This window comes from Stenotrophomonas sp. 28608_Sma, from assembly GCF_056486185.1.
In genome coordinates this window covers 1098076-1117825 of record NZ_CM151308.1, presented here as the reverse complement: position 1 = coordinate 1117825, position 19750 = coordinate 1098076, and the positions used below count along the sequence as shown (strand labels likewise).

The window sequence follows — 19750 nt, the reverse complement described above, 5'->3', positions numbered from 1 at the left end:
TGCTCTGGTAGTTGCCAACCTTGGTTGGCACTGGCCTACCTGAAACCAAGCCATTCCCCGATGTTCACTGGAAGCAGGCCCATCCATGCTTGCTCCATGCAGAACACACGTCTCCTGCTCGGTCGTCGCTCCAGCGTCGGCCTCAGCTATATCCTCACCACAGTCGTCCATGACCGCGCACCGCTCTTCACCAACGCCGCAGTGGCCGCCTTGGCAGTGCGCGAATTCCAGCGACTTGATCAGGAAGGCTTCACCCGCTCGATTGCCTACGTGGTCATGCCCGACCACATTCACTGGCTGGTCGAACTGCGCGCCGGGTCACTGGAAACCGTCATGAAGCGTTTCAAGTCGCGCACAGCCCAGCAGGCAAACCGGCTGCTGGGGCGAGTCGGGCGCTTCTGGCAGGCCTGCTATCACGATCATGCGATCCGCTCGGACGAATCGTTGCACCGACATGCGATGTACCTGATGGGAAATCCGATCAGGGCCGGGCTGACGTCGCGGTTGGGGCAATATCCCCATGCATGGTGCGAATGGGAGCTTGGGGCATCATGTGATCTGCCCGATGACATGAGCTCCGGTGGATAGTGCCAACCAAGGTTGGCATCTACCAAAGCGGTGCGCGGACAAGCGGAGCGGTGAGTGTGCCAACCAAGGTTGGCACCCACCACACCAGCAGTGTCAACCAAGGTTGACACCCACCAGAGCGGCGGTCAGCCCAGCAGCGTTTCCAGCACGGCCATGCGCACGGCGACGCCGTTGGCGACCTGGCGCAGCACCCACGACTGCGGGCCGTCGGCCACCTCGTCGGTCACTTCCACGCCGCGGTTGATCGGGCCTGGATGCAGCACCGCGGCATCCTTGCCCGCGCGCGCCAGGCGTTCGTTGGTCAGGCCGTACTGCGCGTGGTACTGCTCCAGCGACGGCACCAGGCCTTCTTCCATGCGCTCGCGCTGCAGGCGCAGCATCATCAGCGCGTCGACGCCTTCCAGCATCGCGTCGAAATCATCACCGACCACGCAGCCCTTCAGGGTCTCGTCGTCCGGCAGCAGCGACTGCGGGCCGCACACGCGGATCTCGCCCACGCCCAGCGTGCGCAGCGCATGCAGGTCGGTGCGGGCCACGCGCGAATGCTTCACGTCGCCGACGATCACCACTTTCATCTTCGAGAAATCCGGGCCCTTGGCCTGGCGCAGGGTCAGCATGTCCAGCAGGCCCTGGGTCGGGTGCGCGCTGCGCCCGTCACCGGCGTTGATCAGTGCAGTGCCCTCACCCGCTGCCTCGGCCAGTGCGGCCACGGCGCCATCATCCGGGTGGCGCACCACGAAGCCGCGCACGCCCATCGCCTCCAGGTTGCGCAGCGTGTCGCACGCGGTTTCGCCCTTGCGCGTGGACGAAGTCGAGGCATCGAAGTTCAGTACGTCGGCGCCCAGGCGCTGCGCGGCCAGCTGGAACGAGCTGCGGGTGCGCGTGGACGGTTCGAAGAACAGCGTGCACACCGCCGAACCGGCCAGCACGTGGCGCTTGTTGCCGACACGACCGACCGCGGCGTCGCGGATCTGCCCTGCCCGGTCAAGCAGCTGCAGCAGGGTGTCGCGCGGAAGGCCTTCGAGGGTCAGCAGGTGGCGCAGGCGGCCGGAGGCATCGAGTTGCTGGGCGGTCATGGCGGTGTCGGGCAGTCAGGGAATGGGGGTGGCGTCGTCCGGCGACGACAGCCAACGGTCGATGATCACCGCCGCGGCAACGGCATCGAGGGCGGCCGCATCACGGCGGCGCTTGCGCCCTTCGGCGCGCTCGACAGCGAAGCGGCGGGCGGCCTCGACCGAGCTGGAACGCTCGTCGATCATCACCACCGGCAGCTTGAAACGTTCCCGCAGCTGGCGGGCAAAGCCCTGCGCGCGCTTGCGGTTGGGCTGGTCCTGGCCGTCCAGGGTCAGCGGGTCGCCGACCACCAGGCCGTCGGGCTTCCATTCCTTGAGCAGGCGTTCGATCGCGGTCCAGTCCGGGCCGTTGCCATGCACATCGACCACCGCCACCGCGCGCGCATGCGCAGCGAAGGCACTGCCGATGGCCACGCCGATGCGGCGCGAGCCGACATCGAACCCCAGAACGGTGCCATCACGGCGGATGGCCGGGGCAGCAGAATCCGGCGCGGGCGTAATGGGCTCAGACATGGCCGCTGTAGTCGGTCAGGCGGAACAGGTCCACACCGATGCGCGAGGCTGCACCCTGCCAGCGCTGCTCCAGCGGCAGCTGGAACACCAGCTCGGCATCGGCCGGCACGGTCAGCCAGCTGTTCTCGGACAGCTCGCTTTCCAGCTGCCCTGCACCCCAACCGGCACAGCCGAGGGTGACCACGGCATTGGCCGGGCCTTCGCCGCGCGCCATCGCTTCGAGGATGTCGCGCGAGGTGGTCAGGTACAGGCCGTCGCCCACGGTCAGGCTGGAATCCCACGCCCGCGCGTCGTCATGGATGACGAAGCCGCGCTCGGGATGCACCGGGCCGCCGTTGAGCACCATGCGCGCCTGGAGGTCGCCATCACCGGTGGTGATGTCCATCTGCGCAAGCACTTCGCCCAGCGTGTACTCGGAAGGCTGGTTGACCAGCACGCCCATCGCCCCGTTCTCGTCGTGCTGGCAGATCAGCGCGACGCTGCGGGCAAAGGTCGCGTCGAGCAGCGACGGCAGCGCGACGAGCAGGTGATCGGCAAGGGAAGTCGGCGTAACAGGCATGGCCCCATTCTACCTGCTGGGGGCGGGATGGTCGCGCGATGGTGCCGAACCGCGATGGGCTAGGATGGTGCTTTGCCATGGAAGGTCATCGATGCAGTCTTCATCGCCCCTGACCCTGCCGGCACGCAGCGCCATCGTCCTGATCGCGCTGCTGCAGGGCCTGATGCTGTATGCCGCACAGGAGCTGTCCGATGCGTGGCCGTTCCGCGATATCGGCTGGCGCTACTGCTGGTATGCCTGGGTGCTGGCCATTCCCAGCGCGGTGGCGCTGAGCCTGGTCGAGCTGGGCCAGCGCCGCCTGTGGCTGCAGGCCGCGCTCGGCTCGGCGGTGGTGCTGGTGCTGGCCGCCTGGATCGGCTGGAACCTCAACGGCGAGACCGCACTGGAATCGGGCGCGCTGCAGTTCCCGCTGACCCTGGGCATGGCCGTAGCAGTGTTCGTGGCCCTGCCCTGGTGGCAGTTCCAGTTGCAGCACGGGCATTGGCGCGCCAGCTACCCGGAGCTGTTCGAGCGCGCCTGGCAGAATGGTTTGACCCTGGCCCTTGCCGCGCTGTTCACCGGGCTGACCTGGCTGCTGCTGTGGCTGTGGGCGGCGCTGTTCCAGCTGCTCGACGTGACCATCTTCCGCGACCTGTTCCGGCAGGACGCGTTCATCGCGCTGGCCACCGGCAGCCTGGCCGGGTTCGGCGTGCTGATCGGGCGCACCCAGCACCGCGCGATCCAGATCACCCGCCAGGTGCTGTTCGCGATCTGCCGCGGGCTGCTGCCGCTGCTCTCGTTCATCGCCGTGCTGTTCGTGCTGAGCCTGCCGCTGACCGGGCTGGAGCCGCTGTGGAAGACCCGCTCGGCCGCCAGCCTGCTGCTGGTGCTGTCGCTGCTGCTGGTGTCATTCACCAATGCGGTCTACCAGCAAGGCGACGACACCGCGCCCTACCCCGTCGTGCTGCGCCGGCTGGTCGAGGCCAGCCTGCTGGCGCTGCCGGTCTATGCGGTGCTGGCGCTGTATGCACTGGGCCTGCGCGTGGTGCAGTACGGCTGGACCCTGGACCGCTTCTGGGCGGTGCTGATCGCGTTGGCCGTGGCCGGCTATGCACTGGGCTACGCGCTGGCGGTAGTGCGCCGGCAGGGCCGCTGGCTGCAGACGCTGGAGCCGGTCAACCGCTGGATGTGTTGGGCGGTGCTGGCACTGGCATTGCTGGGCAACTCGCCGCTGCTGGACCCGGTGCGGCTGACCCTGTCCAGCCAGTTGGCGCGCCTGCGTGCGGACCCGCCAGCGATCACCAGCAGTGACGTCAACGTGCTGCGCTTCGATCTTGGGCGCCGTGGCGTGCAGGCGCTGCGCGAGCTGCAGCGTGATCCGGCCATCACCGCCGATGCCAACGCGCCACAGGTGATCGCTGCCGCGCTGGCACGTACCTCGCGCTGGGACGATGGACAGCGCCTGGACAAGGGTCTGCAGGACGTCGCCGCCCTGCAGCGCGCGCTGAAGCTGGCCAAGGGATCCAGCTCGCCACCGGACGATTGGTGGCAGGCACTGGCCACCCGCGCGATCAATGGCGAATCCTGCGCCCAGAGCGAGCGCGACTGCCTGATCGTGCATCGCGACCTGGATGGCGATGGCAGCAACGAGGTGCTGCTGTGCGAGCTGTACACCCACCGTGGGCCGGACTGCGTGCTGTACGCACGTGGCGGGGATGGCCAGTGGCGCCGGGCCGGTTCGCTGTTCGGCACCGTCAGCGGCCAGGCCGAGGCGATCAACCAGGCCCTGCGTGACGGCAAACTCACGCTTGTGCCACCGCGCTGGCCGATGCTGTCCATCGGCGGGCGCCCCGCGCTGGCCATCGATCCCGAACCCGAATCCAACGAGCCTTCCCCATGAGCGGTTACTGCCTCATCGCCCCGGGCCATCCGGTGCACGACTACTACCACGCCAACGAATACGGCTTCCCGCAGCGTGACGAGCGCGAGCTGTTCGAGCGGCTGGTGCTGGAGATCAACCAGGCCGGGCTGAGCTGGGAGACCATCCTGAAGAAGCGCGAGGGCTTCCGCGCGGCCTATGACGGCTTCGATGTGGATCGGGTTGCAGCCTACGCCGAGCAGGACATCGAACGGCTGCTGTCGGACGCAGGCATCATCCGCAACCGGCTGAAGGTGCTGGCGGCGATCCACAATGCGCAGGTGATCCAGCAGCTGCGGGCCAGCCATGGCAGCTTCGCGGCATGGCTGGATGCGCACCATCCGCGCAGCAAGGCCGACTGGGTGAAGCTGTTCAAGAAGACGTTCCGCTTCACCGGCGGCGAGATCACCGGCGAATTCCTGATGAGCCTGGGCTACCTGCCCGGTGCGCACGCCGAGGACTGCCCGGTGCATGCGCGGCTGCTGACGCTGTCGCCGCCGTGGTTGCAGGCCTCCCGGTAGTGCCGGCCGCTGGCCGGCAGCCTCGGAATGCTGCAGGTGTTGCCGGCCAGCGGCCGGCACTACCGTCGAATCGTCACACGCCCATGTAACGGCCCGGGCGGTGGTTGAACATCAGCACCAGGCTGAGCACCACCGCGCCGATCGCCGAGTACAGCACCTTCGACGGCGACAGCACGAAGAACGCGGCCACCATCAGGCAGGCGTCGTAGGACATCTGCACCTTGCCCGCGCTCCAGCCGCGGGTGCGCTGCAGGTACACCGCCAGGATGCCGATACCACCGAGGCTGGCACGGTGCCGGATGAAGAACAGGATGCCCAGGCCGGACAACGCACCACCGACGATCGCCGAATACAGCGGGTTGATGTGCGAGAAATCGATCCAGCGCGGCAGCAGGTCGGTCAGCACGCCACAGGCGGTGACCGCGGCGAAGGTCTTCAGGGTGAATTCCCAGCCCATGCGCCGCAGCGCCACCCAGTAGAACGGCAGGTTGACCAGCACGAACACCAGGCCGAAGTTCCAACCCATTGAGTAGTGCAGCAGGAAGGCCATGCCGGCCATGCCGCCGATCATCAGCCCACCCTTGGCGAAGATGGCCAGGCCCAGCGAGGCCACCATCGTGGCCAGCACCATGCCCTGCACGTCCTCGGCGATCGAGTGGCGCAGCGCTTTTTCGTCGGCGGTGGTGCCGGCACTGTCGGGCGGCGGGGTCAGCGGACCAGCGGTGACCAGGTGGCCGTCAGCGTCGTCGCACGGCGCGGGGCCATGGGCGGGAAGGGACATACGGGTGGGGGAACAGCAGGTGGGGAGCGATATTAGACACGATCTGCATGACAGTTGCAGATGAAATCGTTCAGCTGCGATCGCCCATTCAGGTTATTCCGGAGGCGTCACCGGCAGCACGGCCAGCATGTCCTCGCCATCATCGTCCATGCCGGTCTCGACGAAACCGAAGCTGCCATAGAAGGCGCCCGCCACCGGATTGCGCGGGTTGTAGCAGATCTCGATCTCGGCCAGGCCGGGCGTGTCCCGGATCTGCGCCAGCGCCAGTTCCAGCGCGCGCCGCCCGATGCCACGCCCCTGCCAGCGCTGATCGACCATGAAGCGCCAGATCGAGATGCGCTGCGGCGTCTCCGGCACCCACATGAAGAACCCGACCAGCTCGCCATCGGCCTGGATGGCGCGGGTCTGGTAGCCGGGATGGAATGCTGCCTGCACCAGCGACCAGGTATTGCCGGCCACGAAGTCCTGCTGCGCCTCGCTGACGTCGAGATCGCATACCGCTTCGTAGTTGTCGACGGTGATCGCGTCCAGCGTGACCTGCATGAGGGCGTCCTGCCTCGGGATGAACGCCCAGTCTGCCTGACCCCGGAGGCCGTGTAGCCGGACCCCCACACGACCGTTCAGCGCCGGGTTGCCTGCTCAGCCCTTTCCGGCCAGATGGTGCGCCACCAGCGCGTTGGCGTGGCCATGGCCCAGCCCATGCTCGCTTTTAAGGAAGCTGACCAGTTCCATGTGTTTCAGGCCCTTCTTGCCCGCCAGCAGCCCGAACCAGTGCGCCACCGGCTGACCGTAGGTCTTCTCGATGGAGGGGAAGTACGAGGCCGGGCCTTTCGGCTTGGTGTCAGCGCTCATGTGCAGCTCCCGTTGAAGTCATTCATTCGACGAACCACAGTCCCTGAAATCGACATCCCCACACGCCTACACAGAATGGGGTCGGAGCCGTTCCAACAGCTCGCGGGAAATTGTCGAAGGCGGGGCGGCTCAGGTTGCGGGGGCGTGAGCGCCATGGATGGCGCGACCGAGGCTACATGGACGTACTTGCGCCGTCCCCCGCAACCTGAGCCACCCCGCCTCCCCTCAGGAAGCCAGCTTTTGACGTTGCCATTGACGTTGTTTCGGCGGGTGCCGGGCGCAGCCCGGCCGTATCATCCCGTCATGCCCCGTGAAAATCTCAACGACCTGCAGGCCTTCGTCCACGTTGCCCGCGAAGGCAGCTTCACCCGGGCCGCCGCCCAGCTGGGTGTCTCCCAGTCCGCGCTCAGCCATGCCATGCGCGGCCTGGAAGAGCGCCTCGGCGTGCGCCTGCTGACCCGCACCACCCGCAGCGTGTCCACCACCGAAGCCGGTGCGCGCCTGCTCGAGACCCTCGCCCCGCGCCTGGCCGAGATCGAGGACGAACTGGCCGCACTGGCCGAGTACCGCGAACGCCCGGCCGGCACCATCCGCATCAATGCCACCGGCCATGCCGCCGAATACATCGCCTGGCCGCGGTTGGCGCCATTGCTGCAGCAGTACCCGGACCTGAAGGTGGAACTGGCTGCAGACTACGGGCTGGCCGACATCGTCGCCGAGCGCTACGACATCGGCATCCGCCTCGGCGAACGGTTGGCGCGCGACATGATCGCGGTACCGGTCAGCCCACCGCTGCGCATGCGCGTGGTCGGTGCGCCCAGCTACTTCCGCCAGCATGTGGTGCCACGGCATCCGCACGACCTGGCCAACCACAACTGCATCACCCTGCGCCTGCCTACGCATGGCGGACTGATGCCGTGGGATTTCGGCCAGGACGGCAACGAACTGAGCGTGCGCGTGACCGGTCAGTGGACCTTCAACACCATGGGCATGACCCGCGCGGCTGCACTGGCCGGCAGCGGGCTGGCCTGGCTGCCGGAAGACCAGGTGCAGCCGATGCTGGACGATGGCCGCCTGCAATCCGTGCTGGACGATTGGTGCCCGCACTTCGATGGCTACTACGCGTATTACCCGTCACGCCGCCACGTCACCGTGGCGATGCGGACGGTGCTTGATGCGCTGCGCGGGCCGATGGGGAGTTGAGGAGTGCGGACCAACGGTCCGCACCCACCACCAACGGTCCGCACCCACCTGGCGGTCAGCCCTTGGCCTGCGCCGCGCGCTGCGCGTTGTAGCGCTCACCGACAATCGACACTTCATCCAGCGCCTGCGCGATGCGTTGCAGCTCCTCCGGCGCCAGCTGCAGGTCGGCCGCGCCCAGGTTTTCTTCCAGGCGATGGATCTTGGTGGTGCCCGGAATCGGCACGATCCACGGTGCCTGCGCCAGCAGCCAAGCCAGCGCTACCTGCGCCGGCGTCGCGCCACGTGCGGCAGCGATCGTGCTGATGCGGTCAACCAGCGCCTGGTTGGCACGACGCGCCTCCACTTCAAAACGCGGTACGGTGTTGCGGAAGTCGTTGGCGTCGAAGGTGGTATCGGCGTTGATCGCGCCGGTCAGGAAGCCACGGCCGAGCGGGCTGAAGGGCACGAAACCAATGCCCAGTTCCTGCAACGTCGGCAACAGTTCGCGCTCCGGCTCACGCCACCACAGCGAGTACTCGCTCTGCACGGCGGCCACTGGCTGCACCGCATGCGCACGGCGAACGGTCGCGGCGCTGGCCTCGGACAGGCCGAAGTGGCCTACCTTGCCCTCGGCGATCAGGTCGCGAACGGTGCCAGCGACATCTTCGATCGGCACGTTGGGGTCGACGCGGTGCTGGTAGAACAGGTCGATATGGTCGGTGCGCAGGCGCTTGAGGCTGGCCTCGGCCACCGCGCGGATGTTCTCGGGACGGCTGTCCAGCCCGGTATCGACGCGCGCATCCTTGAAGCCGAACTTGGTGGCGATCACCAGCCTGTCGCGGTACGGCGCCAGCGCCTCGCCGAGCAGGTCTTCGTTGGTGTAAGGGCCGTACACTTCGGCGGTGTCGAAGAAGGTCACGCAACGCTCGACGGCGGCCTGCAGCAGGGCGATGCCCTGGCCCCGCTCCACCGGTTGGCCGTAGCCATGGCTCAGGCCCATGCAGCCCAGGCCGAGGGCGGAAACCTTCAGGCCACTGCGGCCGAGTTCACGTGTCTGCATCGTCGTGCTCCAGAGGGGGAGCGCTGACGATACGCCTGCAGAGCCCACGGATTGAATGGGCAGCATTGCAGTTGGTCATGACTGGAATTCATCAATGCGCGGAGCCGCCCGCCCGTAGCGTCGAGCTTGCTCGACTCGACAAGAACAGTCGAGCAGGCTCGACGCTACGGAATACCCAGGTCACCGGATCTCGGAGATCTCCACGCCATCCAGCCCCTGCGACAGGGTGCGGGCGTCGCCGCCCTGGCTGAGCTTGATGCGCAGGCGCACTTCGTTCTGCGAATCGGCGTAGCGCAGTGCGTCCTCGTAGCTGATCTCGCCCGCCTGGTACAGCTCGAACAGGCTCTGGTCGAAGGTCTTCATGCCCAGCTGGACCGAGTCCTTCATCACTTCCTTCAGCTTGTGGATCTCGCCGTCGCGGATGTAGTCCTGCACCAGCGGCGTGCCCAGCAGGATCTCCATCGCCACCTTGCGCGAGCGGCCATCGGGCGACGGCACCAGCTGCTGCGCGACCACGCCCTTGAGGTTCAGCGACAGGTCCATCAGCAGCTGGTTGCGGCGGTCTTCCGGGAAGAAGTTGACGATGCGGTCCATCGCCTGGTTGGCGTTGTTGGCATGCAGGGTGCACAGCACCAGGTGGCCGGTTTCCGCGAACGCGATGGCGTGGTCCATGCCTTCGCGGGTACGCACCTCGCCGATCATGATCACGTCCGGCGCCTGGCGCAGGGTGTTCTTCAACGCGGCTTCCCAGCTGTCGGTATCGATGCCGACTTCGCGCTGGGTGATGATGCAGCCCTCGTGCTTGTGCACGAATTCGATCGGGTCTTCGATGGTGATGATGTGGCCAGTCGAGTTCTGGTTGCGGTAACCGATCATCGCCGCCAGCGAGGTCGATTTACCGGTACCGGTGGCACCGACGAACAGGATGATGCCGCGCTTGGTCATCGCCAGCGTCTTGATGATCGGCGGCAGGCTCAGCTCTTCCACGGTCGGAATGCGCGTCTCGATGCGACGCAGCACCATGCCGACCTGGTTGCGCTGGTAGAAGCAGCTCACGCGGAAGCGGCCGACGCCGGACAGGCCGATGGCGAAGTTGCACTCGTGGGTCTTCTCGAATTCCTCGCGCTGCGCCGGGGTCATCACGTTCAGGACCAGGTCGCGGCTCTGCTGCGGGGTCAGTGGTGTCTGCGTGATCGGCGAAATCTTGCCGTTGACCTTCATCGCCGGCGGCATGCCCGCGGTGATGAACAGGTCCGAGGCGCGCTGGTGCGCCATCAGCTTGAGGAACGAAGTGAAATCGATGGTGGTCGCGGTGGTGTTCACGGCGGGCTCCCAATGGGGCATGTACCAGGAAACGGTCGGAGGCGGAAACGGCGCGGAAACGGCGGCGCACTGGCGCACGCCGTCCCGTTGCGGCCCCGCCTTACTCGAACAGGCGCTTGTCCTTGGCGTAGTCGCGGGCCTGGTTGCGGGTGATCAGGCTGCGCTTGACCAGGTCCTGCAGGTGCTGGTCCAGGGTCATCATGCCGTACTGCTGGCCGGTCTGGATCGCCGAGTACATCTGCGCCACCTTGTCCTCGCGGATCAGGTTGCGGATGGCCGGGGTGCCGACCATGATTTCCCACGCAGCGGTACGCCCGCCACCGACCTTCTTCAGCAGCGCCTGCGAGATCACCGCACGCAGCGATTCGGACAGCATCGAACGCACCATCGGCTTTTCGCCGGCCGGGAACACGTCGATGATACGGTCGATGGTCTTGGCCGCCGAGCTGGTGTGCAGAGTGCCGAACACCAGGTGGCCGGTTTCCGCGGCGGTCAGTGCCAGGCGGATGGTTTCCAGGTCACGAAGTTCGCCGACCAGGATGATGTCCGGGTCTTCACGCAGTGCCGAGCGCAGCGCTTCGTTGAAGCCATGCGTATCGCGGTGCACTTCGCGCTGGTTGATCAGGCACTTCTGCGAGGTGTGCACGAATTCGATCGGATCCTCGACGGTGAGGATGTGGCCGTATTCGTTTTTGTTGATGTAGTCGATCATCGCCGCCAGCGTGGTCGACTTGCCCGAGCCGGTCGGGCCGGTCACCAGGATCAGGCCCTGCGGCTGCTGGATCACTTCGCGGAACAACGGCGGGCAGGCCAGGTCCTCGAGGGTGAGCACCTCGGACGGAATGGTACGGAACACCGCACCGGCGCCGCGGTTCTGGTTGAACGCGTTGACACGGAAGCGCGCCAGCGACGGGATCTCGAAGGAGAAGTCCACTTCGAGGAATTCCTCGTAATCGCGGCGCTGCTTGTCGGACATGATGTCGTACACCAGCGCGTGGACCTGCTTGTGGTCCAAGGCTGGGATGTTGATCCGGCGCACGTCGCCGTCCACGCGGATCATCGGCGGCAGGCCTGCGGACAGGTGCAGGTCGGACGCTTTGTTCTTTACGGAAAACGCCAACAGCTCGGCGATATCCATGAGCGGCTACTCCCCAATAACGGCTTCGACTGGAAGGATCTTTCCCCGGGCGGCAGTATAGCCTCCTGATTCAACGGAACGCGTTACGTGGCCACTCCCCTGCCCCAGATCCTGAGCAACCTGCACGCCGCCGCCGAGGCCGCTGGCAGGCCCGACCCACGCCTGCTGGCGGTGTCCAAGACCCAGCCGGCCGAGGCCGTGGCCGCGCTGGCCGCACAGGGCCAGCACGCCTTCGGCGAGAACTACGTGCAGGAAGCACTGGCCAAGATGCAGGCGCTGCAGCACCTGGCGCTGGAATGGCACCTGATCGGCCACCTGCAGTCGAACAAGGCCGAGGCCGTGGCCAGCCATTTCGACTGGGTGCAGAGCGTGGACCGTTCCAAGCTGGTGACCGCGCTGGCACGCCATCGCCCGGCCGCGCGTGGCCCGCTGAACGTACTGATCCAGGTCAACATCGACGATGAATCCAGCAAGCATGGCTGTGCACCGGAAGAAGTGGATGCACTGGCCGCCGCGATTGCCGCCGAACCCAGCCTGCGCCTGCGTGGCCTGATGGCGATTCCCGCACCGTGGCCGGAAGCGGAGCGCCGTCGGGATGCATTCGTGCGCATGCGCACACTTTTCCAGTCGCTGGCTGCCCAGCACGCGCGGATCGACACGCTGTCGATGGGCATGAGCAGCGACTACGCCGAAGCCATCGCCGAGGGTGCCACCCTGGTGCGCATCGGCACCGCCCTGTTCGGCGCCCGCCCGGGCCCGGCCTGATTTTCCAAGGAGACTTCCATGGCAGCTGATTCCATCACCTTCATCGGCGGCGGCAACATGGCCCGCAGCCTGATCGCCGGCCTGATCCGCCAGGGCGTGCCTGCCGCACACATCCACGTGGCCGAACCGGTGGCCGCACTGCGCGAGTCACTGGCTGCCGACTTCGGCGTGCAGGTGCACGACAACGCCGCCGATGCCGCCGCGCACGGCCGCACCTGGCTGCTGGCGGTGAAGCCGCAGGTGCTGCGCGATGTGTGCCAGTCGCTGCAGGCGCTGGCGCAGGCGAACCAGCCGCTGGTGGTGTCCATTGCCGCCGGCATCACCAGCACGCAGCTTGAACGCTGGCTGGGCGGCAATCTTCCGGTGGTGCGCGCGATGCCGAACACACCGGCCCTGCTCGGCGCCGGCGTGACCGGCCTGTACGCCACCGCGTCGGTGGACGCGCAGCAGCACGCACGCGCCGAACAGGTGCTGGCCAGTGCCGGGCGCACGGTGTGGATCGACAGCGAGTCGCTGATGGATTCGGTCACCGCGGTCTCCGGCAGTGGGCCGGCCTATGTGTTCCTGCTGGCCGAAGCGATGGAAGCGGCGGGTATCGCACAGGGCCTGCCTGCAGAAGCGGCGCGCACGCTGGTGGTGCAGACCCTGCTGGGTGCCTCGCGCATGCTCGATGAAGCCGGCGAAAGCCCGGCCGAGCTGCGCCGTCGCGTGACCTCGCCGAACGGCACCACCCAGGCCGCGATCGAGAGCTTCCAGGCCGGTGGTTTCGAGGCGCTGGTGGATACGGCGCTGCGCGCCGCGCAGGTGCGTGGGCAGGAACTGTCTGCGGCGAATGATTGATCCCGATGTGTGCCGACCAACGGTCGGCACCTACCATCATCCACGCATGGCGTGGATGTTCACTGCCCCAATGTGGCCATGACGAAATCGACGAAACACTGCAAGCGCGGACGCGGCCGTCGATCCGGCAGGTAGATCAGGTGCATCGGCCGCGGTTCCGGCAGGTAGTCGCGCAGCAGGGGCTTCAACCGCCCGGCCGCGATCTCGCCGGCCAGCAGCGCGGTCGGCTGCAGCACCAGCCCTGCGCCGGCCACGGCGGCCTCGCGCAACGCGACACCATCATTGCAGGTCAGCCGCGCCTCCCAGTCCACCTGTTCGCCGTTGGCCAGCTGCCAGCCATGGCCGCCGCGCCAGGCCAAGTGGCTCAGGCAGTCATGCCCGGCCAGATCCCTAGGGGTGCGCGGCGTGCCACGCCGGCGCAGATAGGACGGTGCCGCGCACAGGCTCATTGCATACGGCGGCAGCGGCCGCGCCACCACCTCCTGCGATGGCAGCGGCCCAACGCGGATTGCCACGTCGAAGCCATCCTCGATCAGGTCCACGCGGCGGTTGCTCAGGTCAAGCTCGATATTCAACTGCGGCTGCGCGCGCAGCAGGCCGGCCAGCTGCGGCGCCAGCACGCAGCTGCCCCAGGTGGTGGGCGCGCTGACCCGCAACAGGCCACGCGGCTGTACCTGCAGGCCGGCCACATCGGCCTCCGCCTGCTGCACCTGCTCCAGCACCTGCCGGCACCCGGCCAGGTAGGCGCTGCCGGCTTCGGTCAGGCGCTGGCGGCGGGTGTTCCGTTGCAGCAGCGCGGTACCCAGGTGCGCCTCCAGTTGCTGGATGTACTTGCCGACCATCACCGCCGACACCTGCAGCTGTTCGGCAGCTCCTGCAAAGCTCCCGGACTCGGCCACGGCGACGAAGGCCTGCATGCAGCGAAGGGTATCCATTGCTAATCCAGAGTTAGGAATCTGCGAAGCATACGCCGCTTACCTAACCCCACTGTGAGGGCGCAGACTGCGCTCATTCCCCCTCTCGCAAGGAACGGCCATGAAGATCCTCCTCGTCGGTGCCAGCGGCACCCTCGGCCAGGCAGTCGCCCACCAGCTCGGCCAGCAGCATCAGATCCTCGCCGCCGGCCGCAACAGCGGTGAGCTGCGCGTCGACCTGACAGACGACGCCAGCGTCGCCGAACTTTTCGCGCGCACCGGTCCGGTCGATGCAGTGATCTCCACCGCTGGCAAGCTGCACTTCGGTCCGCTGAAGGACATGACACCCGAGCAGTTCAACCTCGGCCTGCAGGACAAGCTGCTGGGCCAGGTGCGGCTGGCACTGGTCGCCCAGCACCACCTCAACGCCGGCGGCTCGATCACCCTGACCAGCGGCATCGTCAGCGCACAGCCGATCCGCGATGGCGTCAACGCCACCTCGGTGAATGCCGCACTGGAAGGCTTCGTGCGTGCCGCCGCGTTGGAGCTGCTGCCGCGTGGCCTGCGCATCAACGTGGTCAGCCCGAACGTGCTGATCGAATCGATGGCGGCTTACGGCCCCTATTTCCCAGGCTTCGAAGCGGTGAGCGCGCAGCGCGCGGCGCTGGCCTTCCAGCGCGCGGTGGAAGGCATCCAGAGCGGCGAGGCGATCACGGTCTGGTAAGAAAAAAGGGGACGGAGGGGATTAAGTCGTTAATGCACAAACGACATAATCCCCTCCGTCCCCTTTTCGCGGGTCACTCCCAGCGCATCGGGCCGTCGCCGCGTTCGCCGAGGACGTCTTCGGGGTTGGCCAGGCGGCAGCGCTGCAGCGACAGGCAGCCGCAGCCGATGCAGCCGGTCAGTTCATCGCGCAGCAGTTCCAGCATGTGGATGCGCTCCTCCAGCTCGGTGCGCCAGCGCGCGGACAGCTTGGCCCAGTCGGCCTTGGTCGGCGCGCGGCCCTCGGGCAGGCTTTCGAAGGCACGGCCGACAGCTTCCAGTGGCATGCCCACCCGTTGCGCGACGCGGATCACGGCCAACCGTCGCAGCACGTCACGGCTGTAGCGCCGCTGGTTGCCCGAGGTGCGCAGGCTACTGATCAGCCCCTTGCGCTCGTAGAAATGCAGCGCGGAAACCGCCACGCCACTGCGCTGGGAGACTTCGCCAACGCTGAGTTCCTGGGAAACCATTGCTTGACCTAAACTGCAGTTGAGGTGGCATGCTGCTATCTTCGCCGCCAGTTGACAAGCGCGGCCCGCATCTGACTCGTATGTCCCCCACTCTTTCGCCCGCCGACGCCCGTGCGCCGGCTGATACGTCGATCCTGTCTCCCCGCTATCGCGCCACCACCATCGGCATGGTGGCACTGGTGGCGCTGCATGCCTTCGAGGCCCTGGCGGTGGCGGCCGCCATGCCGACCGTGGCCGAGGCGCTGGATGGCCTGCGCCTGTATGCGCTGGCCTTTGGCGGCACCCTGGCCACCAGTGTCATCGGCATGACCCTGGCCGGACGCTGGGCCGACCGCCAGGGACCAGCTCGGCCGCTGTGGTATGGCCTGGGCTGCTTCGTGCTGGGCCTGCTGCTGGCCGGCTTCGCCATGCGCATGGGCATGCTGGTGGCCGGGCGCCTGCTACAGGGCCTGGGCGCAGGCGCGATCTCGGTCTCGCTGTACGTGATGGTTGGCCGCAGCTATCCCGAACACCTGCGCCCGAAGGTATTCGCCGCGTTCTCCGCCGGCTGGGTGGTGCCGTCGATGATCGGCCCGGCACTGAGCGGCCTGATCGTGCAGCACCTCGGTTGGCGTTGGGTATTCCTGGCGGTGCCGCTACTGGCGGTCCCGGCCGCGCTGCTGCTGCGCCCTGCACTGGCACGCATGCAGCCCACTGATGCTGCCAGCAGCGACGATGGACGCGGCAACGTGGTGCGCTGGGCCAGCGGTGCTTCGTTGGCGGCGCTGCTGCTCTACTTCGGCGGCCAGCAGCAGGGCCTGCCTGCGCTGCTCTGCATCGGCGTGGCCATGCTGGCGCTGCTGTTCTGCGTGCACCGCCTGTTGCCAGCCGGCACGTTGCTGCTGCGCCGCGGGTTGCCCAGCGTGATCGCGCTGCGCGGCGTCGCGGCGGCCGCATTCTTCGCCTGTGAGGCCTACCTGCCACTGCTGTTGCAGCGCGAACGCGGGCTCTCGCCCAGCTGGGCCGGCGCGGTGCTCAGCCTCGGTGCACTGGGCTGGTTCGCCGGCTCCTGGCTGCAGGGCCACCAGCAGCGCGGCTGGTCACGCCAGCAGCTGCTGCGCGTTGGCACACCGCTGATGACGATCGGTATCGCCGCCACACTGGCCGTGCTGTTCAACGCAGTGCCGCTGCCGGTGGCCCTGGTCGGCTGGGCCATGACCGGCTTCGGCATGGGCATGATCTACGCCAGCCTGTCGGTGCTGACGCTGTCGTTGTCCGCACCGCACGAGCAGGGTGCCAACACCTCGGCACTGCAGCTGAGCGAGGCGCTGTCGGTGACCACCGCACTGGCGGTTTCCGGTGCACTGTTCGCGCTGTTCGTGGAAGCCGCGCCACACACCGGCTACCTGCTGTGCCTGGCGATCACCTTCGGCCTGGCGCTGCTGGCCACGGTAATCGCGCGGCGGGTGTAGCACCGGCGCATTGCGGGATTGCCGGCCAGCGGCCGGCGCTACCGGGTACCCGTCCCCATGTCATCGATATCCCGGTGCAGGATGCGCCTCACCTCTAGCACCGCCTGCGGGGTTTCCTGCACGCTGTGGCCGGAGATGATCACCTTCTCCGACAGCGCGCCCGGCAGATGTGCGCTCCAGTACGGCACCAGCCCATCATCGGATTTCTCCACCGGCAGCTCGGGTTTGCGCTGGGCGATGATCGAGTGGTACTTCAGGCCCGCCTCAATCGGCAGCTGTGCGGCGGCCTTCACGAACGGATCGCTGGCCTTGAGGTTGTCGATGCTGTTCGGGATCTTCGGCTTGGCGGTGCCATCGACCTGCTGCTCGGCCTGCGCCAGCGCCATGAACACGTCCTCGAACTTGCCGAGGATTGTCAGCGGCAGGCGTACCAAGCGACCGATCAGGCGACCGACCTTGTTGCCGGCAATGTCGGTGCCCTGGTGCGGCGCGGCGATGAAGATCGCACGCTCCACGTTCGGCTGCGCCTTGAAATGCAGCAGCGGACCCAGCTTGTTCTGCACCCGCTTCAGCCGTTCCCCCTTCAGGTCGTAGTTGGCCAGCAGGTCGTTCCACAGTACATCGCCGGAATCGCTCACCAGCAGGCGCGCCAGCACGCCGCCCATGCTGTGACCGATGTAGACCATGTCCTTCGACGCACGCGTGCTGCCATTGGGATCGAAATGCTTCAGCGTGTCGTTGAATGCATTGGCGATCTCGTAGCGGTTCAGCGCGATCGGCGCATTGGTCGGGTAATAGACCTGCCACACCTGGAACTGCTGGCGCAGCTCGGGGTCACCCATGATCTCGTTGGCCAGGTTCACCCACGCTTCCGGGCTGCTGGCCAGGCCGTGCAGCATGAAGATGATGCGGCGGTTCGGGTCCCACGGCTGCATCAGGTAGATGTGCGGCTCGCCGATGCCCTCGCTCATACCGAACAGGGTACGCAGCGACTGCCGGGCGAAGCCACTCTGCGCCAGCCATAGGCCGTAGGCGGCAGTGAAGTTGCCGGCCAGCGGTACCTGCTCACCGTGCAGAGTGATGCGCTCGGTCGCTTCCGGCGAATAGGCATCCAGCTCGACCCGGCGCGTGCGCATCACGTCTTCCAGGCTACTGCCCTCGAACCGCAGCAGTGCGGTGACGTTGATCGAGGACATCTCACTGAACTCGGGCACCGAATCGTCATGGCGGTGGCGGCGGCCACGACGCTCGTCGTCCTCGTCGTCCTGCGCGGTTTCAGCCTTCGGGCCGTCGGGCGCGATCACTGGCGCGACCAGTTTCGGCGGGTCCATCACCATCACCAGTTCGGCACCGAAGCCATCGCGGCGATAGGTGCTGCGCAGGCCAACGAAGCTGACCGTTCCCGCTGGCACCAGCTGCGCCGGAATGCTCTTCAGACCCAGCTGCTGGTAGTTGGAGGCCAGCGACCAGCTACCGACCGTGAGCGGCTTCGTGTAGTCCTCGCCGGCCAGCGCAGCGGCACGTGCGCGCACGAACAGCACCACCGCCGCCTTCTCGGCCGCGTAGTTGTAGTAGTCGCGCACCTGCGTCTGGCGGTCCTCGAAGGCCCGGTCGGACGGTGAGCGGCCACTGTAGAACAGGTAGGCATAGGCATAGCGCGCGGCTTCCAGCCAGGCATCCAATGCCGCATCGCTCATCGGCGGGTCGCCTGCGGCGGTCTTCTTCGGCGTCATCGCCAATGCAGCCTTCACCCACAGCTCGGACAGCGCCGACAGCCGCTGCTCGACATTGAGGTCGTCGGTCATCAGCAACGTGCTGCGGCAGACCAGGAAGTCCTTCTCGCACTGCGATTCGTCCAGGCCCGCTGCGCTGAGCGTTTCACGCGCGGCGGGGCTGAGCTTGCCAGTGTTGAGCACATCCGCGCGCTTGTTGACCAGTGAATCACTGGATTTGACCTGCTTGACGGTGACCATCGCGCAGCCGCTGCTGCCCAGCAGCAGGAAGGCGGCGAACAACACCGGCAGCAGGCGCTGCCAGCGGGTCAGAAAGAGTTGGGTCATTACTGCGGGTCCTGCTCGGTGCCGGGCACGCCCTGGCGGATCACGGTGGAGAAATGCTCGCCATCACCCAGGTCCAATGCGCGCTGGGTGATGCGGCCCTTGTCGTGCAGCTCGGTGTACGGCACGCCCGGCGTGAGTGCACCGACCTCCTGCGCGTACTCGGCCAGATAGCCGGACAGCAGCAGCCGATAGTCCAACGGCAGGCGCGGTGCGATGTGGCGGGCCAGGTCGAAGACGATGGTCGTGCAGTTGCTGGTCAGCGTGTTGTAGAAGCCCGGCTTGGCATCCAGTTCACGCGCCTGTTCGATGTACGCGGCGAACAGTTCCTTCAGCTGCGCGCGGTCCATGCCATGCAGGCGGTACAGGTAGACATCTTCGCCACGCGCGTTGGTGCGGGTGCGGATGATGTCGGTCTCCTCCGAAGCCACCAGGGTCATCTCGAACTTGCGGAAGAAGCCGCCCAGCGCGGAGAACGACTCACCGCGCTCCTTGCGGATCTCCAGCGAGAACACCACGTGGCGACCATCCTCGAAACCGAACGAGATCAGCGTGTGGGCGATCGCCGGGCCCATCCAGTACGACAGCACCAGGTCGGCCGAGCGCAGCTGGTCCAGGTCGTATTCGCGGCGCACCCAGTGCGCGTCGTAGTCGGTTTCGCTGCGCCAGGTGAAGTCGCGCACGTTGTCCAGCACCACATGGCGCCCGTCGAAGGACACCACATGCAGGCGCTGGGCCACGTCGTCGGCCCATACGCGGTCCTGGCGCGGGGTCAGCAGCAGCCACCACAGGCCGGCCAACGCCAGCGCCACACCGAAGGCCGTGCCGAGGCGGCGGGAGGCACGTCCCCGCGCGACCCGCCACGACGCCCACAGCGCCACCAGCAGCCACAGCACGGCCACGCCGGTGGCCAGCCAACCCGGCCCCGGCAGCTGGTAGGCCAGCAGCCCGCTCACCCACAGCGCCGCCAGCGCCATGGCACTCCCTGTCGTCCAACGTCCTGC

Annotated in this window: 21 protein-coding genes; 8 read left to right on the top strand and 13 right to left on the bottom strand. The window is 67.1% G+C overall.

What is annotated here, in order from left to right; translation table 11 throughout:
- The first annotated feature begins 96 nt into the window (after nucleotides 1-96).
- The gene (locus ACZLHH_RS05085; protein WP_032130187.1) at nucleotides 97-588 is read left to right on the top strand and encodes an REP-associated tyrosine transposase; all 492 of its coding nucleotides are present in this window, start codon (nucleotides 97-99) and stop codon (nucleotides 586-588) included.
- Nucleotides 589-713: 125 nt separating this feature from the next.
- Here ACZLHH_RS05085 and ACZLHH_RS05080 read toward each other — a convergent pair whose 3' ends face one another.
- The 3 genes from ACZLHH_RS05080 to ACZLHH_RS05070 are packed head-to-tail and all read right to left on the bottom strand — an operon-like array spanning nucleotide 714 to nucleotide 2733.
- On the bottom strand, nucleotides 714-1664 hold the full coding sequence (locus ACZLHH_RS05080) for an aspartate carbamoyltransferase catalytic subunit (RefSeq protein ID WP_032130186.1): 951 nt from the start codon (nucleotides 1662-1664) through the stop codon (nucleotides 714-716).
- A gap of 15 nt (nucleotides 1665-1679) precedes the next feature.
- Nucleotides 1680-2174: a Holliday junction resolvase RuvX gene (gene ruvX / locus ACZLHH_RS05075; protein WP_005408378.1), complete on the bottom strand. Its 495-nt coding sequence runs from the start codon at nucleotides 2172-2174 to the stop codon at nucleotides 1680-1682.
- Nucleotides 2167-2733, bottom strand: coding sequence for a YqgE/AlgH family protein (locus ACZLHH_RS05070; protein WP_005408377.1), 567 nt, complete (start codon nucleotides 2731-2733; stop codon nucleotides 2167-2169). Before ACZLHH_RS05070 ends, ruvX begins: the two co-directional genes overlap by 8 nt.
- A gap of 91 nt (nucleotides 2734-2824) precedes the next feature.
- Between ACZLHH_RS05070 and ACZLHH_RS05065 the strand changes: the two genes are divergently transcribed.
- A complete protein-coding gene (locus tag ACZLHH_RS05065) occupies nucleotides 2825-4612 on the top strand; it encodes a DUF4153 domain-containing protein (RefSeq protein ID WP_049462134.1) in 1788 nt (595 codons plus the stop codon).
- Nucleotides 4609-5151 (top strand): DNA-3-methyladenine glycosylase I, encoded by a 543-nt coding sequence (locus tag ACZLHH_RS05060; protein ID WP_049400680.1) that lies wholly within the window; start codon nucleotides 4609-4611, stop codon nucleotides 5149-5151. The genes ACZLHH_RS05065 and ACZLHH_RS05060 overlap by 4 nt, the downstream gene beginning before the upstream one ends.
- 73 nt (nucleotides 5152-5224) lie before the next feature.
- Here the strand turns inward: ACZLHH_RS05060 and ACZLHH_RS05055 are convergent, their stop codons facing one another.
- The 3 genes from ACZLHH_RS05055 to ACZLHH_RS05045 all read right to left on the bottom strand — a co-directional run bounded on the left by ACZLHH_RS05055 (nucleotide 5225) and on the right by ACZLHH_RS05045 (nucleotide 6784).
- Nucleotides 5225-5932 (bottom strand): YitT family protein, encoded by a 708-nt coding sequence (locus tag ACZLHH_RS05055; RefSeq protein ID WP_032130182.1) that lies wholly within the window; start codon nucleotides 5930-5932, stop codon nucleotides 5225-5227.
- A gap of 93 nt (nucleotides 5933-6025) precedes the next feature.
- Nucleotides 6026-6475 (bottom strand): GNAT family N-acetyltransferase, encoded by a 450-nt coding sequence (locus tag ACZLHH_RS05050; RefSeq protein ID WP_049421544.1) that lies wholly within the window; start codon nucleotides 6473-6475, stop codon nucleotides 6026-6028.
- A 96-nt stretch (nucleotides 6476-6571) separates the two neighbouring features.
- On the bottom strand, nucleotides 6572-6784 hold the full coding sequence (locus tag ACZLHH_RS05045; RefSeq protein ID WP_049462135.1) for a DUF4287 domain-containing protein: 213 nt from the start codon (nucleotides 6782-6784) through the stop codon (nucleotides 6572-6574).
- A gap of 303 nt (nucleotides 6785-7087) precedes the next feature.
- Here ACZLHH_RS05045 and ACZLHH_RS05040 point away from each other — a divergent pair, with 303 nt between their 5' ends.
- Complete coding sequence (locus ACZLHH_RS05040; protein ID WP_049463612.1) at nucleotides 7088-7987, top strand: LysR family transcriptional regulator; 900 nt, start codon at nucleotides 7088-7090, stop codon at nucleotides 7985-7987.
- A gap of 55 nt (nucleotides 7988-8042) precedes the next feature.
- On the opposite strand, the gene ACZLHH_RS05035 is transcribed toward ACZLHH_RS05040, so the two are convergent.
- The 3 genes from ACZLHH_RS05035 to ACZLHH_RS05025 all read right to left on the bottom strand — a co-directional run bounded on the left by ACZLHH_RS05035 (nucleotide 8043) and on the right by ACZLHH_RS05025 (nucleotide 11487).
- Entirely contained in the window at nucleotides 8043-9026 is a 984-nt protein-coding gene (locus ACZLHH_RS05035; protein WP_049463613.1) for an aldo/keto reductase, read from the bottom strand.
- Nucleotides 9027-9206: 180 nt separating this feature from the next.
- Nucleotides 9207-10370, bottom strand: a complete 1164-nt coding sequence (locus ACZLHH_RS05030; protein ID WP_049400675.1) for a PilT/PilU family type 4a pilus ATPase — start codon at nucleotides 10368-10370, stop codon at nucleotides 9207-9209.
- Between the two features lie 79 nt (nucleotides 10371-10449).
- Entirely contained in the window at nucleotides 10450-11487 is a 1038-nt protein-coding gene (locus ACZLHH_RS05025; RefSeq protein WP_006422551.1) for a type IV pilus twitching motility protein PilT, read from the bottom strand.
- 87 nt (nucleotides 11488-11574) lie between these two features.
- Here ACZLHH_RS05025 and ACZLHH_RS05020 point away from each other — a divergent pair, with 87 nt between their 5' ends.
- Nucleotides 11575-12252, top strand: coding sequence for a YggS family pyridoxal phosphate-dependent enzyme (locus tag ACZLHH_RS05020; protein ID WP_049400674.1), 678 nt, complete (start codon nucleotides 11575-11577; stop codon nucleotides 12250-12252).
- 18 nt (nucleotides 12253-12270) lie between these two features.
- Nucleotides 12271-13092, top strand: a complete 822-nt coding sequence (gene proC / locus ACZLHH_RS05015) for a pyrroline-5-carboxylate reductase (protein ID WP_049463614.1) — start codon at nucleotides 12271-12273, stop codon at nucleotides 13090-13092.
- A gap of 59 nt (nucleotides 13093-13151) precedes the next feature.
- On the opposite strand, the gene ACZLHH_RS05010 is transcribed toward proC, so the two are convergent.
- Nucleotides 13152-14027 (bottom strand): LysR substrate-binding domain-containing protein, encoded by an 876-nt coding sequence (locus ACZLHH_RS05010; protein WP_049463615.1) that lies wholly within the window; start codon nucleotides 14025-14027, stop codon nucleotides 13152-13154.
- A gap of 100 nt (nucleotides 14028-14127) precedes the next feature.
- Between ACZLHH_RS05010 and ACZLHH_RS05005 the strand changes: the two genes are divergently transcribed.
- Entirely contained in the window at nucleotides 14128-14730 is a 603-nt protein-coding gene (locus tag ACZLHH_RS05005; RefSeq protein WP_049463616.1) for a short chain dehydrogenase, read from the top strand.
- 73 nt (nucleotides 14731-14803) lie between these two features.
- Here the strand turns inward: ACZLHH_RS05005 and soxR are convergent, their stop codons facing one another.
- Nucleotides 14804-15238, bottom strand: a complete 435-nt coding sequence (soxR, locus tag ACZLHH_RS05000; RefSeq protein ID WP_032127734.1) for a redox-sensitive transcriptional activator SoxR — start codon at nucleotides 15236-15238, stop codon at nucleotides 14804-14806.
- Between the two features lie 29 nt (nucleotides 15239-15267).
- Between soxR and ACZLHH_RS04995 the strand changes: the two genes are divergently transcribed.
- Nucleotides 15268-16689, top strand: a complete 1422-nt coding sequence (locus ACZLHH_RS04995; RefSeq protein WP_049463617.1) for an MFS transporter — start codon at nucleotides 15268-15270, stop codon at nucleotides 16687-16689.
- A gap of 38 nt (nucleotides 16690-16727) precedes the next feature.
- Here the strand turns inward: ACZLHH_RS04995 and ACZLHH_RS04990 are convergent, their stop codons facing one another.
- Both ACZLHH_RS04990 and ACZLHH_RS04985 read right to left on the bottom strand, forming a co-directional pair.
- On the bottom strand, nucleotides 16728-18749 hold the full coding sequence (locus tag ACZLHH_RS04990; protein WP_049463618.1) for an esterase/lipase family protein: 2022 nt from the start codon (nucleotides 18747-18749) through the stop codon (nucleotides 16728-16730).
- Nucleotides 18749-19723: an Lnb N-terminal periplasmic domain-containing protein gene (locus tag ACZLHH_RS04985; RefSeq protein ID WP_049463619.1), complete on the bottom strand. Its 975-nt coding sequence runs from the start codon at nucleotides 19721-19723 to the stop codon at nucleotides 18749-18751. Before ACZLHH_RS04985 ends, ACZLHH_RS04990 begins: the two co-directional genes overlap by 1 nt.
- Between the last annotated feature and the right edge of the window lie 27 nt (nucleotides 19724-19750).